Raw genomic sequence first — 13435 nt, 5'->3', positions numbered from 1 at the left:
GAACGGTCCTCCACAGGACGCTCAAAGACGTTCCCTGCGGAACGGTCCTTCGCGGCGAGACGCGGAAACGGCGCCCGCAGCGGAGCGGGCGCCGTTTCCGGCGTCGTCGATGCCGGCGCCATCAAGGGCGCCGGCAGGGTGCGGGCCGCCGTCAGCCGGCGGGCCGCGTAGCGGTCATCAGAGGCCGGCGGCCTTGCGGAGGGCCTCCGCGCGGTCGGTCGACTCCCAGGAGACGCCCTCGCGGCCGAAGTGGCCGTAGGCGGCGGTCTCCGCGTAGATCGGGCGGAGCAGGTCGAGCGCGCGGATGATCGCGGCCGGGCGCAGGTCGAACACCTGGAGGACGGCGTCCTGGATCGTCTCGACCGGGACCTTCTCGGTGCCGAAGGTCTCGATGAACAGGCCCACCGGCTTGGCCTTGCCGATGGCGTACGCCACCTGCACCTCGCAGCGGTCGGCGAGCTCGGCCGCGACGACGTTCTTGGCGACCCAGCGCATGGCGTAGGCGGCCGAGCGGTCCACCTTCGACGGGTCCTTGCCGGAGAAGGCGCCGCCGCCGTGGCGGGCCATGCCGCCGTAGGTGTCGATGATGATCTTGCGTCCGGTGAGGCCGGCGTCGCCCATCGGGCCGCCGATCTCGAAACGGCCGGTCGGATTGACCAGGAGGCGGTACCCCTCGGTCTCGATGTCCAGGTCGGCCAGGACCGGCTCCACGACGTGCTCGCGGATGTCCGGGGTCAGCATCTCGCGCAGGTCGATCTCCGGCGCGTGCTGGGTGGAGACGACCACGGTGTCCAGGCGGACGGGGCGGTCGCCGTCGTACTCGATCGTGACCTGGGTCTTGCCGTCCGGGCGCAGGTACGGCACGGTGCCGTTCTTGCGGACCTCGGACAGGCGGCGGGCCATCTTGTGGGCCAGCGTGATCGGCAGCGGCATGAGCTCGGGCGTCTCGCGGCACGCGTACCCGAACATCAGGCCCTGGTCGCCCGCGCCCTGGCGGTCGAAGTCGTCGAGACCCTCGCCCTCGCGGTGCTCGTAGGCGTCGTCGACGCCCTGGGCGATGTCGGGCGACTGCGCGCCGATGGACACCGAGACGCCGCAGGAGGCGCCGTCGAAGCCCTTGTGGGACGCGTCGTAGCCGATCTCGAGGATCTTCTCGCGGATCAGGGCGGGGATGTCGATGTAGGTCTCCGTCGTCACCTCGCCGGCGACGTGGACCTGGCCAGTGGTGATCAGCGTCTCGACGGCGACCCGGCTCTTGGGGTCGTCCTTGAGCATGGCGTCGAGAATCGCGTCACTGATCTGGTCGGCGATCTTGTCCGGGTGGCCCTCGGTAACCGACTCGGAGGTGAACAGGCGACGGGACAACTCAGTGGCTCCTCATGCAGCGGCTGCTGACGTTCGGAATCGGCCGCGATAGACGCACCACCGCAGCCGCTCCAATGCAGAGGCGAGTCTAGCCTTACGGGGCACGGCGCCGCGAAACCGTCCAGATTCCGGGCGCCGCGGCGCGGGCCCCACCGAGTGCCGGCCACGGCCTCACAGCTCGGGCAGCGGATCCCTGGGCAGGTCACCGGGGGTGAAGGCCTCGGCGTCGGCCGCCGCGACGACCGCGGCGTACTCGTCGTCGACCTCGAACGTCATTCCCCCGAACTCGATCGTGGGCACGCCGCGCGAGACGACCGGTCCCAGCCGGGTGCGGCGCGGGTAGGTCGCCCACACGCCCGCCGGCTCGTCGCGGCCGAACATCGTGGTGGAGAGCAGCGTCACCGACTGGTCGGTCACGACGACCAGGAACGAGGCCGTGAGCGGCGGCGGGAGTGACAGGACGGGGAACACATAGCGGATCTCGTCGCCGGGGCGCAGGTAGGTCCGACAGCGCTCCCTGATCGAGGCGGACACCGGCATGGCCATCGCTCCCTCGCGCCACCACCATGTAACGGCCGGTCGCGGCAGGCCGGGACGACTCCCGTGACGGCGGATGGAACCGGCCGCCGAAGGGGCCGGATCCTGCCAGGGGTCTGTCAGGAGAGGCGCGCCACCACCAGATCCCAGACTACGTCCGCGAGATCCTCTTTGGGACCCCTGGGAATCTCCACGGACCCGCCGTCCGCGGACAGGACGACGGCGGCGTTGTCGGGCGTGCCGAACGCAAGGTTCTCCCCCACCTGGTTGACCACGAGCAAATCGCAGCCCTTGCGCTCCAGCTTGGCCCGCCCGTTGGCGAGGACGTCGTCCGTCTCCGCGGCGAACCCCACGAGCACCCGGGGGAAGGCGGCCGCCCTGCGGATCTCGCCGAGTTCCGCCAGCACGTCCGGGTTCTTCGTCAGGTGGACGGGCTCGGGTTCCCCCGAGGATTTCTTGATCTTGGTGTCGCTCTGCCGTACGGGCCGGAAGTCGGCCACCGCGGCGGCCATGACGACGGCGTCCGCGTGGCCCGCGGCCGACAGGACGGCCTCACGGAGCCGACGGGCGGAGTCGACCCGAACCACCTTGGCTCCCGCCGGGTCCGGCAGCCCGACGTTGGCCGACACGAGCGTGACCTCGGCTCCGCGCGCGACGGCCGTACGGGCGAGGGCGTAGCCCTGGAGCCCGGACGAGCGGTTGCCGATGAACCGGACCGGGTCGATGGCCTCGCGAGTGCCTCCGGCGGAGACGACGACGTGCCGGCCGGCCAGGTCGAGGCCGCGGCCGGACAACACCCGACGGCAGACCTCGAAGATCTCCGCCGGGTCGGGCAGGCGGCCGGGGCCGGTGTCGGCACCGGTGAGCCTGCCGACGGCGGGCTCGATCACGATCGCGCCGCGCTCACGCAGGGTGGCGACGTTGGCCCGGGTGGCGGGGTGCTCCCACATCTCGGTGTGCATCGCGGGAGCGAAGACCACCGGGCAGCGCGCGGTCAGAAGCGTGTTGGTCAGCAGATCGTTCGCCAGGCCGTTGGCGGCCCTCGCCAGGACGTCCGCCGTGGCGGGGGCGACCACCACGAGGTCGGCGCTCTGCCCGATGCGGACGTGCGGCACCTCGTGGACCGACTCCCACACCTCGGTCGTCACCGGGTTGCCGGACAGTGCGGCCCAGGTGGGCTCGCCGACGAACCTCAGGGCGTCACGGGTGGGCACGACGCGCACGTCATGGCCGGACTCCGTGAACAGGCGCAGCAGCTCGCAGGACTTGTAGACCGCGATGCCGGCGCTGACGCCCAGAACGATCGAGCTCATGCGGATCTCTCAGGACCACGCCTGCTCAGGGGCGCCCGGGGCCGCGCGAGCGGAACGAGCGCCGTGAGCGGACTCAGCCCTCGATGGGCTCAGAGGTGAGCAGACCGTCGCTGACCTCGCGGAGCGCGATGGAAAGCGGCTTCTCCTGCGCGTGGGTCTCCACGAGGGGCCCGACATACTCGAGCAGGCCCTCACCGAGCTGCGAGTAGTACGCGTTGATCTGGCGCGCCCGCTTCGCGCCCATGATCACCAGGCTGTACTTGCTGTCGACGATGTCGAGCAGCGAGTCGATCGACGGGTTGGTGATGCCTTCGGCATATGCGGCGCTGCTTGCCACGTTTGATTCCTCTAGCTAGATGAACTTCTCATCAAGGCTATCAGCCGGTGGCACACATCCTTGACGGATGTGTTGACGAGTGTGACGTCGAATTCCTTCTCGGCCGCCATCTCGACCAGACCGGCCTCCAGCCGGCGGGCCACCACGTCGGGCGGCTCGGTGCCGCGACCGCGCAGGCGCCGCTCCAGCTCCTCCCACGTGGGCGGGGCCAGGAAGACGAGCTGGGCCTCCGGCATGCTGCACCGGACCTGGCGCGCGCCCTGGAGATCGATCTCGAGCAGCGTCGGCACTCCGGCCGCGAGCCTCTCCATGACGGGGGTGCGCGGCGTCCCGTACCTGTTGCCGGCGAACTCGGCCCACTCCAGGAGCTCCCCGGACTCGATGAGCCGGTCGAACTCCTCGTCGTCGGCGAAGTAGTACTCGACTCCGTGCTTCTCGCCGGGACGGGGCTTACGGGTGGTCACCGAGACCGACAGCCACACCTCGGGGTGCGACCGCCGGAGCTCGGCGACGACCGTGGACTTTCCGACGCCCGACGGACCGGACAGGACCGTCAGGCGTCGGTTCTGGGGCATGGAGTCACCGCCACTCGTCTCGGATCCGCTGGAAGCGGTTGCCTCGTGGGCCCGATTCTCAGCGGACCAAGACCTGCCGGTCACTCCGTACCCCCGTGATACGCGTTCGTGCGAAAACCGAGATCAGCTCTCGGCGCCGCCGAACTCACGCTCCAGGGAAGCGCGCTGGTTGGCGCCGAGACCCCGCACACGGCGGGATTCGGCGATACCAAGGCGCTCCATGAGCTGCTTGGCGCGGACCTTGCCGACGCCAGGGAGCGACTCCAGCAGAGCCGAGACCTTCATCTTGCCGATGACGTCGTCGGTCTGCCCATCCTTCAGCACCTCAGCCAGAGAAACCCCGCCGTGCTTGAGCCGGTTCTTGACCTCGGCACGCTCCTTGCGTGCCTTGGCAGCCTTCTCAAGAGCTGCGGCGCGCTGCTCGGGGGTCAGGGGAGGAAGAGCCACGCCGGGTCACCTCGAATTTCTGTCGATGTACTCGGACGGGAGGGGAAACTAGCTGGTCTATGCCCCATCCGGCAACGTCAAGGGCTGTTTCCGTGCCCACAAACTTGATTCTACTACTTTTGGTAATGTAATTATCACGCTTTGTCTATGAAAACCGCCTCATCAGCCCTGTAACCGAGCGACCTCCGGAAGCCGCGATCGGCCCCGGAAACAGCCCTCTCCGGACCCTCTCGAGACCGCCGCGAAAGCCCGCCTGGCCTACGTCTGAGGGCCTTCCCGCGACGCGGCTGCGGTGCCTCAAATCACACAAATCGGGCGACGGTCGACTCCGTCGGGTCCCCTGCACGGGGTGCCGGGAAACGCGCCGCGGAGCCCATGGCCGACGTCTCGCGAGGCGTGAGGAGACTCACCGACCCGCGCGCCCCGACGCCCACAGGAGCCTCAGAAGCCTCAGCGGCGGACCCGCCGCAGCGTTCTCGGAGAGTCAGTGACTGACGCGCCGCAACGCCGCGGCGATGCCCGCGGCGGCCGCTCCGGGGTCCGCGGAACCCGTGATCGGCCGGCCGATGACCAGAAGATCGGCCCCCCGGCTCAGGGCCTCCTCAGGAGTCGCTACTCTTGCCTGATCCTGAGTGTCGGCACCGGCGGGCCGCACACCCGGGGTGATGAGCGTGATGCCCGGCCCCACCTCCGCGCGCACCGCGGCGACCTCGCGCGGCGAGCAGACGAGGGCCTGGGCGCCCGCGCCGACCGCGATCGCCGCCAACCGGCGCGTCGCGTCGACCGGGGCGCCCTCGATGCCGATCCGGGCGAGATCGGCCTCGGAGAGCGACGTGAGAAGTGTCACGGCCGCGATCTGGGTGTTCGGCGCCGCCTCGACGGCGGCTTTGATCATCGCGGCGCCGCCGGACGCGTGGACGGTGAGGATGGCCGGCTTCAGCCTGCCGACCGCGCGCGCGGCGCCCGCCACGGTGTTCGGGATGTCGTGGAGCTTGAGATCGAGGAAGACCTGGACGCCGCTCGCCCCGCGCACCGAGGCGATCACGTCGGGGCCGTAGCGCAGGTAGAGCTCGAGCCCCACCTTCACGGTCGACACGTGTGGCGTCACCAGGCCCGCCCAGCGGGCGGCGGTCTCCAGGTCGGGCGCGTCCAGCGCGACGGCTATGGGAGCGGACGTCGTCACAGGGAACTCTCTTCCAGATCGGTTCTGCCCCGGGGACCTGACCCCGGGGGATGGTGGGCAAGTCCGACGGCGTCCGCGAGGCGGTCGAAGCCGCGCTCCGTGAGAAGCTCCTCAAGCTCTCTCTGGATGCGGGGGCAGGCGTACGGGTCGTGGAACAGGGCGGAGCCCACAGCGACCGCGCAAGCCCCCGCCAGGACGAACTCCAGCGCGTCCCTGCCGCTCGTCACGCCGCCCATGCCGATGATGGGCACCCCGGGCAGCGCCGCGTGGACCTGCCAGACGCAGCGGACGGCGAGGGGCCGGATCGCGGGGCCCGACAGGCCTCCGGTGCCCGCGGCGAGCGAGGGCCGCATGGTGTCCACGTCGACGCTCATGCCGACCGGTGTGTTGATCATGGCGAGGGCGTCCGCGCCCCCGTCGACGCACGAGCGCGCGACGGCCACGATGTCGGCCACGTCGGGCGCGAGCTTGGCGATCACCGGGACGTCATACCGCGTCGCCGCCCGGACCGAGGCCACCACCTCGGCAGCCGACGACCCGTCGCGGGCGAACACCCTGCCGCGGTCCTCGACGTTCGGGCACGACAGGTTGACCTCGACGGCCGTGACGCCCGGCGCGTCGGCGAGCCGGCGCGCCAGAGCCGTGTACTCGGCAACGGTGCCGCCGCCGATGGACACGACGGTGCGCGCGCCCCGCTCGGCGAGCCACGGCAGCTCCTGCGTCAGGAAGGCCTCGACGCCGGGCCCCTGGAGGCCCACGGCGTTCAGCAGGCCCGACGGCGTCTCCGCCATGCGCGGCGTGGGGCGACCGGCCCGCGGCGCCATCGTGATCGAGCGGGTGACGAACGCGCCGAGCCGCGTGACGTCGAAGAACTGCGCCAGCTCTCGGCCCGTTCCTCCGCATCCGGAGGCGGTCAGCACGGGGTTGGGCAGTTCGACGTGGGCGATGTAGCTACGGAGATCGGCCCCTATCGCCGCTCACCCCACCCGTGCTCAGGCATGCCGTCCCCCCGGCGCGCCCAGAGCGTCGAAGGGGATGGTGCCGACGTCCTCGAACCGGACGCGCTCCCCCCGGAACACCGGCCCGTCGGTGCAGGCCCTGACCATGCGGGTCACCCCGTCGTCGCCGATCACGGGCAGCACGCAGGTCATGCACACGCCGATGCCGCAGGCCATGGCCTCCTCGACGGCCACCTGGACCGGGATGTCGAACTCGACCGCGACCGCCGTCACCCCCTGCAACATCGCCATCGGGCCGCAGGCGTAGACCACGTCGGCCCTCGTGTCGGCGATCACCCCCGGAAGCACGTCGGTGACCTTGCCACGCATGCCGATCGAGCCGTCCTCGGTGGTCAGTGTGGTGGTCTCCCCCATGCGGCGGGCCCTGAGCGCGCCGAACAGCCGGTCGGCGCTCGGCGCGCCCAGTACGAAGTCGATCCGGCAGCCGCGCTGCTGCAACGCGTCGCCCAGGGCGAACAGCGAGGCCGAGCCGTACTCGCCGCCCACCAGGACGCAGGTGCAGGGGTCGCGGGGAAGCGGGAACGGCCGGCCGAGCGGCCCGACCAGGTCGAGGGTGTCCCGCGCGCGCAGGTCGGCCAGCCAGGCCGTGCCGGGGCCGCGCACGGTGAACACCAGCTCCACCGTGCCACCGTAGTCCGGCTTGACGTCGTGGATGGCGAAGGCCCGCCGAGTCAGCATCGACGTACTCGGGCCGCCCACCGCGACGCCGACGAAATGACCAGGGCGGGTCCGGTCGGCGACGCCCGGAGCGACGACGGTGAGCGCATGGTAGGCGTCCACCCGGCGCGTCGTCAGCACCGTGCCCGTCACCTGCACCGGACTAGCCGCCACCCGCTGTCCCTCCCTCTACTCTTTGAGCCTCCGCGCGTGCTCCTGGAGTGACCGTACGCCCACGTCGCCCCTAACGATGTGCTGGATGCCCTGAACGGCCGCGGCGAGCCCCTGCACCGTCGTGATGCAGGCGATGCCGCGCAGCACGGCGGCGGTGCGGATCTCGTAGCCGTCGAGCCGCGGGCCGGACTGGCCCGGGCTGCCGAACGGCGTGTTGACGATGAGATCCACTTCGCCGTCGTGGATCCGCCGCACGATCGTCGGCTCACCGTCGGGACCGGTCCCGTCGCTCTGCTTGCGCACGATCTTGGCACGTACGCCGTTACGGCGCAGCACCTCTGCCGTACCCTCCGTCGCCAAGATCTCGAACCCGAGGTCGGCGAGCGCCTTCACCGGGAAGATGACCGCCCGTTTGTCCTTGTTCGCCACCGAGACGAAGGCCCGCCCCTTGGTCGGCAGCGGCCCGTAGGCCGCCGTCTGCGACTTGGCGAACGCCGTGCCGAAGAACTCGTCGATGCCCATCACCTCGCCGGTGGAGCGCATCTCCGGGCCCAGCACGGTGTCCACGCCGCGGAAGCGGTTGAACGGCAGCACCGCCTCCTTGACGGCGATCGGCGCGTCGAGGGGCAGCGTGCCGCCGTCGCCGGTGGCCGGCAGCATGCCCTCCTCCCGGAGCTCCGCGATCGTCGCGCCCAGCATGACCCGCGCCGCCGCCTTGGCCAGCGGCACGGCCGTGGCCTTGGACACGAACGGCACCGTACGGCTGGCCCGCGGGTTGGCCTCCAGGACGTAGAGGACCCCGGCGGCCATGGCGTACTGCACGTTGAGCAGCCCGCGGACGCCGACGCCCCGGGCGATGGCCTCGGTCGCGGTGCGGATCCGCTTGATGTCGAACCCGCCCAGCGTGATCGGCGGCAGGGCGCACGCCGAGTCGCCGGAGTGGATGCCGGCCTCCTCGATGTGCTCCATGACGCCGCCGAGGTAGAGCTCCTCGCCGTCGAACAGGGCGTCCACGTCGATCTCGATGGCGTCGTCGAGGAACCTGTCGATGAGGACCGGGTGGTCGGTCGCCGCCTTGGACATGTAGGTCCGCAGGGTGTCGTCGTCGTAGACGATCGCCATGCCGGCGCCGCCCAGGACGTACGACGGCCGGACGAGCACGGGGTAGCCGATCTCCGCCGCTACGGCCTGCGCCTCGGCCACGGTCCTCGCGGTCCCGAACTTGGGCGCGGGCAGCCCGGCCTCGGCCAGCACCTGCCCGAACGCGCCACGCTCCTCCGCCAGGTGGATGGACTCCGGCGAGGTGCCGACCACCGGCACTCCGGCGTCCTTCAGCGCCTGGGCGAGGCCCAGGGGGGTCTGTCCGCCGAGCTGGACGATGACGCCGACGACCGGCCCCGTCTCCTGCTCCGCGTGCACGACCTCCAGCACGTCCTCCAGCGTGAGCGGCTCGAAGTACAGCCGGTCGGAGGTGTCGTAGTCGGTCGAGACCGTCTCGGGGTTGCAGTTGACCATGACGGTCTCGTAGCCGGCCCTGGCCAGCTCGAACGAGGCGTGGACGCAGGCGTAGTCGAACTCGATGCCCTGCCCGATCCGGTTGGGCCCGCTCCCGAGGATGATCACCTTGGGGCGGTCGCCGTACGGGACCTCGGTCTCCTCGTCGTAGGTGGAGTAGAGGTACGGCGTGCGCGCCGCGAACTCGGCGGCGCAGGTGTCCACCGTGTTGTACACGGGCCGCAGGCCGAGCTCGTACCGGGAGGCGCGGACGGAGGCCTCGTCGGAGCCGAGGATCTCGGCGATCTGCGCGTCGCTGAAGCCGTGCCGCTTGGCCGTGGCGAGGGTCTCCGCGTCGAGGCCGCCGATCGAGCGGGCAACCTCGTCGATCGCGAAGAGCTGGTCGACGAACCAGGGGTCGATCCGCGTCGCCTCGAAGAGCTGCTCGGGGGTCGCCCCGGCACGGATGGCCTGCTGCATCGTGCGCAGCCGGCCGTCATGCGGCGTACGGCAGGCGCTGAGCAGCCCGGAGAGATCGCCGGGCTCTCCCGCCCAGGAGAAGGACGAGTCCTTCTTCTCCATCGATCTCAGGGCCTTCTGGAGCGCCTCGGGGAACGAACGGCCGATGGCCATGACCTCGCCGACCGACTTCATGTGGGTCGTCAGGGTCTGGTCGGCGCCGGCGAACTTCTCGAACGCGAACCGCGGCACCTTGACGACGATGTAGTCCAGGGAGGGCTCGAACGACGCCGGGGTCTCCTTGGTGATGTCGTTGGGCACCTCGTCGAGGGTGTAGCCGATGGCCAGCTTCGCCGCGATCTTCGCGATCGGGAAGCCGGTGGCCTTCGACGCCAGGGCCGAGGACCGCGAGACCCGCGGGTTCATCTCGATGACGATCATGCGCCCGGTGGCCGGGTCGACCGCGAACTGGATGTTGCAGCCGCCGGTGTCGACGCCGACCTCGCGGATGACCGCGATCGCGACGTCGCGCATGTTCTGATACTCGCGGTCGGTGAGCGTCAGGGCCGGCGCCACGGTCACGCTGTCGCCCGTGTGGACGCCCATCGGGTCGATGTTCTCGATCGAGCACACGATCACGACGTTGTCGCGGCGGTCGCGCATGACCTCGAGCTCGTACTCCTTCCAGCCGAGGATGGACTCCTCGAGGAGCACCTCGGTGGTCGGGGACGCGTCCAGCCCGGCTCCGGCGATGCGGCGCAGGTCGGTCTCGTCGTGGGCGAATCCCGAGCCGACGCCGCCCATGGTGAAGGAGGGCCGCACGACGACCGGGTAGCCCAGCTCCTGCGCGCCGCGGAGGCACTCGTCCATGGTGTGGCAGACGACGCTGCGGGCGGACTCGGCGTTCAGGCCGCGCTCGGCGGCGACCTTGGCGACGATCTCCTTGAACCGCTCGCGGTTCTCCCCCGCCTGGATGGCGTCGAAGTTGGCGCCGATCAGCTCGACGCCGTACTTGTCCAGCACGCCGGCCTCGTGCAGCGCGACCGCCGCGTTCAGCGCGGTCTGGCCGCCCAGGGTGGGCAGCAGCGCGTCGGGGCGCTCCTTGGCGATGATCTGCTCGATGATGTCCGGCGTGATCGGCTCGACGTAGGTGGCGTCGGCGAACTCCGGGTCCGTCATGATCGTGGCCGGGTTGCTGTTGACCAGGATCACCCGGAAGCCCTCGGCCCGCAGGACGCGGCACGCCTGCGTGCCCGAGTAGTCGAACTCGCACGCCTGCCCGATGACGATCGGCCCGGAGCCGATCACCATGATCGACCTGATGTCCGTGCGCTTAGGCACTGTGGGCCCCCATCTCGCTTGCTGTGTCCCCGCTCGCGCCCGGTCGCTCACTCGCAGGGTCGAAGACCCCTTGAGCGCCGCTCGCTCGCTCCCTCCTGCGCTCCATCAGCTCGCAGAACTCGTCGAACAGATACGCCGCGTCGTGCGGCCCGGCCGCGGCCTCGGGGTGGTACTGGACGCTGAACGCCGGCCGGTCGAGCAGCCGCAGCCCCTCGACGCATCCGTCGTTCAGGTTGACGTGGCTCACCTCGGCCTGGCCGTACGGCGTGGCGAAGGGGCCGTCCAGCGGGGCCTGCACGGCGAAGCCGTGGTTGTGCGCGGAGATCTCGACCTTGCCGGTGCGCCGGTCCTGCACGGGCTGGTTGACCCCGCGGTGGCCGTAGCGCAGCTTGTAGGTGCCCAGGCCGAGCGCGCGGCCGAGGATCTGGTTGCCGAAGCAGATGCCGAAGAAGGGCACCCCCTCCTCGAGCACGCCGCGCAGCGCCTCGACCGCGTGGTCGGCCGTCGCGGGGTCGCCGGGCCCGTTGGAGAAGAAGACGCCGTCGGGCTCGAGGGCGAGGATGTCGGCCGCCGTCGCGTTCGCGGGAAGCACGTGCACCTCACAACCGCGCTCGGCCATCCGCTGGGGCGTCATGGCCTTGATGCCGAGGTCGACCGCCGCCACCCGGAACCGGCGGGGCCCACGCGCCTCGACGACGTACGGCTCCTCGGTGCTGACCTGCGTGGCCAGGTCGGCCCCCTCCATGCTCGGCGAGAGCCGTACCCGCTCGACCAGTTCCGCGACCGGCGCGAGGGCCGCCTCACCTGAGAAGACGCCCGCGCGCATCGCGCCGCGTTCCCGCAGGTGGCGGGTGAGGGCGCGGGTGCCCCGCATGGCGATGCCGACGACGCCCTGGTCGCGCAGGTAGTCGTCGAGCGTCCGGGTGGACCGCCAGTTCGACGGGATGCGGGACGGCTCACGCACGACGTATCCGGCGACCCACACCCTTCCGGACTCGGGGTCGTCCTCGTTGACGCCGGTGTTGCCGATGTGCGGCGCCGTCATCGCGACGATCTGCCGGTGGTACGACGGGTCGGTCAGGGTCTCCTGGTAGCCGGTCATGCCGGTGTTGAAGACCATCTCCCCGAACGTCTCCCCCACGGCTCCGTAGGACGTCCCCTCGAAGACGCGCCCGTCCTCGAGCACGAGCAGAGCGGTCATACGAGCTTCCCTTCGAGAACGGTCGGACGGCCGCGCAGGAACGTGGCCACGACCCGGCCCGGCAGCGTCATGCCCTCATAGGGCGTGTTGCGGCTGCGGGAGGCCATCGCCGACGGGTCGACGAGGGCCCGCGGCGAGGGGTCGTACAGGGTGATGTTGGCGGGTGCACCGGCCTGGACGGGGAGGCCGTGGCCGGCGAGGCGGCCGATCCGCGCCGGACGCACCGACATGCGGTCGGCGACGCCCGCCCAGTCGAGCAGGCCGGTGTCGACCATGGCCTCCTGGACGACCTGCAGGGCGGTCTCCAGGCCGATCATGCCCATGGCCGCCACGCTCCACTCGGTCTCCTTGTCCTCGACCGGGTGCGGGGCGTGGTCGGTGGCGACGCAGTCAATCGTGCCGTCGGCCAGCGCCTCGCGCAGCGCCCGCACGTCCTCCTCCGTCCGCAGCGGCGGGTTCACCTTGTAGATCGGGTTGTACGGCCCGACCGGTGAGGACTCCGCGCAGGAGTCGGTGAGCAGGAGGTGGTGCGGGGTGACCTCGGCGGTGACGTCCCAGCCCTTCGACTTGGCCCAGCGGAGGATCTCCACGGACCCGGCGGTCGAGACGTGGCACACGTGCAGCCGGGAGCCGACGTGCGCGGCCAGGAGGCAGTCGCGCGCGATGATCGCCTCCTCGGCGACCGCCGGCCAGCCGTTCAGGCCCAGCCTGCCGGAGACCTCGCCCTCGTTGAGCTGGGCGCCCTCCGTCAGCCGGGGCTCCTGGGCGTGCTGGGCCACGACCCCGTCGAACGCCTTCACGTATTCGAGCGCGCGGCGCATCAGCACGGCGTCGGAGACGCACTTGCCGTCGTCGGAGAAGACGCGGACGCGGGCGGCCGAGTCGGCCATCGCCCCCAGCTCGGCGAGTTGCCTGCCCTCCAGGCCCGAGGTCACCGCGCCGATCGGCTGGACGTCGCAGTGGCCGTACTCCTGGCCGAGCCGCCAGACCTGTTCGACCACGCCGGCCGTGTCGGCGACCGGTGAGGTGTTGGCCATGGCGTGGACGGCGGTGTAGCCGCCCCGGGCTGCCGCCTGGGTGCCGGTCTCGACGGTCTCGGCGTCCTCTCTGCCCGGCTCGCGCAGGTGGGTGTGCAGGTCGACCAGTCCCGGCAATGCGACCAGGCCGGCGGCGTCGACGGTGAGCTCGGCGGCCGCTCCGGCGAGGTCGCCGATCTCCGCGATCACGCCGTCCCGTATGAGGATGTCGGCCGGGTCGCCGCCGAGAATCGCGGCGCCCTTGATGAGGATGGTGTTCACAGGTCTCCCTCGATGTCGCCCGGCGTGTTCGGGGT

12 protein-coding genes are annotated in these 13435 nt (G+C 71.0%); all 12 read right to left on the bottom strand.

The window, feature by feature from the left end; all coding sequences use genetic code 11:
- Nucleotides 1-177 precede the first annotated feature (177 nt).
- The 12 genes from metK to Pph01_RS01610 all read right to left on the bottom strand — a co-directional run bounded on the left by metK (nt 178) and on the right by Pph01_RS01610 (nt 13400).
- Complete coding sequence (gene metK / locus Pph01_RS01665; protein WP_203880603.1) at nt 178-1365, bottom strand: methionine adenosyltransferase; 1188 nt, start codon at nt 1363-1365, stop codon at nt 178-180.
- Between the two features lie 171 nt (nt 1366-1536).
- Nucleotides 1537-1911, bottom strand: a complete 375-nt coding sequence (locus Pph01_RS01660) for a hypothetical protein (RefSeq protein WP_239116345.1) — start codon at nt 1909-1911, stop codon at nt 1537-1539.
- 110 nt (nt 1912-2021) lie between these two features.
- Nucleotides 2022-3215, bottom strand: coding sequence for a bifunctional phosphopantothenoylcysteine decarboxylase/phosphopantothenate--cysteine ligase CoaBC (gene coaBC, locus Pph01_RS01655; RefSeq protein ID WP_204071070.1), 1194 nt, complete (start codon nt 3213-3215; stop codon nt 2022-2024).
- A 73-nt stretch (nt 3216-3288) separates the two neighbouring features.
- On the bottom strand, nt 3289-3552 hold the full coding sequence (rpoZ, locus tag Pph01_RS01650) for a DNA-directed RNA polymerase subunit omega (protein ID WP_203880606.1): 264 nt from the start codon (nt 3550-3552) through the stop codon (nt 3289-3291).
- A gap of 11 nt (nt 3553-3563) precedes the next feature.
- Nucleotides 3564-4127: a guanylate kinase gene (gene gmk / locus Pph01_RS01645; RefSeq protein ID WP_204071069.1), complete on the bottom strand. Its 564-nt coding sequence runs from the start codon at nt 4125-4127 to the stop codon at nt 3564-3566.
- A 123-nt stretch (nt 4128-4250) separates the two neighbouring features.
- Entirely contained in the window at nt 4251-4574 is a 324-nt protein-coding gene (gene mihF / locus Pph01_RS01640) for an integration host factor, actinobacterial type (protein WP_203880608.1), read from the bottom strand.
- Between the two features lie 484 nt (nt 4575-5058).
- Nucleotides 5059-5757, bottom strand: a complete 699-nt coding sequence (gene pyrF, locus Pph01_RS01635; protein WP_204071068.1) for an orotidine-5'-phosphate decarboxylase — start codon at nt 5755-5757, stop codon at nt 5059-5061.
- On the bottom strand, nt 5754-6728 hold the full coding sequence (locus Pph01_RS01630; protein WP_204071290.1) for a dihydroorotate dehydrogenase: 975 nt from the start codon (nt 6726-6728) through the stop codon (nt 5754-5756). The genes pyrF and Pph01_RS01630 overlap by 4 nt, the downstream gene beginning before the upstream one ends.
- Before the next feature lie 21 nt (nt 6729-6749).
- On the bottom strand, nt 6750-7607 hold the full coding sequence (locus tag Pph01_RS01625; protein ID WP_239116344.1) for a dihydroorotate dehydrogenase electron transfer subunit: 858 nt from the start codon (nt 7605-7607) through the stop codon (nt 6750-6752).
- A 15-nt stretch (nt 7608-7622) separates the two neighbouring features.
- A complete protein-coding gene (gene carB / locus Pph01_RS01620) occupies nt 7623-10901 on the bottom strand; it encodes a carbamoyl-phosphate synthase large subunit (RefSeq protein ID WP_204071067.1) in 3279 nt (1092 codons plus the stop codon).
- The gene (gene carA / locus Pph01_RS01615) at nt 10894-12102 is read right to left on the bottom strand and encodes a glutamine-hydrolyzing carbamoyl-phosphate synthase small subunit (RefSeq protein WP_204071066.1); all 1209 of its coding nucleotides are present in this window, start codon (nt 12100-12102) and stop codon (nt 10894-10896) included. The genes carB and carA overlap by 8 nt, the downstream gene beginning before the upstream one ends.
- Complete coding sequence (locus tag Pph01_RS01610; RefSeq protein ID WP_204071065.1) at nt 12099-13400, bottom strand: dihydroorotase; 1302 nt, start codon at nt 13398-13400, stop codon at nt 12099-12101. The genes carA and Pph01_RS01610 overlap by 4 nt, the downstream gene beginning before the upstream one ends.
- Nucleotides 13401-13435: the final 35 nt, after the last annotated feature.

The sequence above is a fragment of the Planotetraspora phitsanulokensis genome (genome assembly GCF_016863295.1).
Classification (GTDB): Bacteria; Actinomycetota; Actinomycetes; order Streptosporangiales; family Streptosporangiaceae; genus Planotetraspora; species Planotetraspora phitsanulokensis.
The sequence above is the reverse complement of the archived record's forward strand: the minus strand, read 5'-3'. Positions and strand labels throughout refer to the sequence as shown.

Coding starts and splice junctions, on each gene's coding strand:
- Pph01_RS01660 (WP_239116345.1), bottom strand. CDS start 1,911: ATGGCCATGCCGGTGTCCGCCTCGATCAGGGAGCGCTGTCGGACCTAC.
- coaBC (WP_204071070.1), bottom strand. CDS start 3,215: ATGAGCTCGATCGTTCTGGGCGTCAGCGCCGGCATCGCGGTCTACAAG.
- gmk (WP_204071069.1), bottom strand. CDS start 4,127: ATGCCCCAGAACCGACGCCTGACGGTCCTGTCCGGTCCGTCGGGCGTC.
- carA (WP_204071066.1), bottom strand. CDS start 12,102: ATGACCGCTCTGCTCGTGCTCGAGGACGGGCGCGTCTTCGAGGGGACG.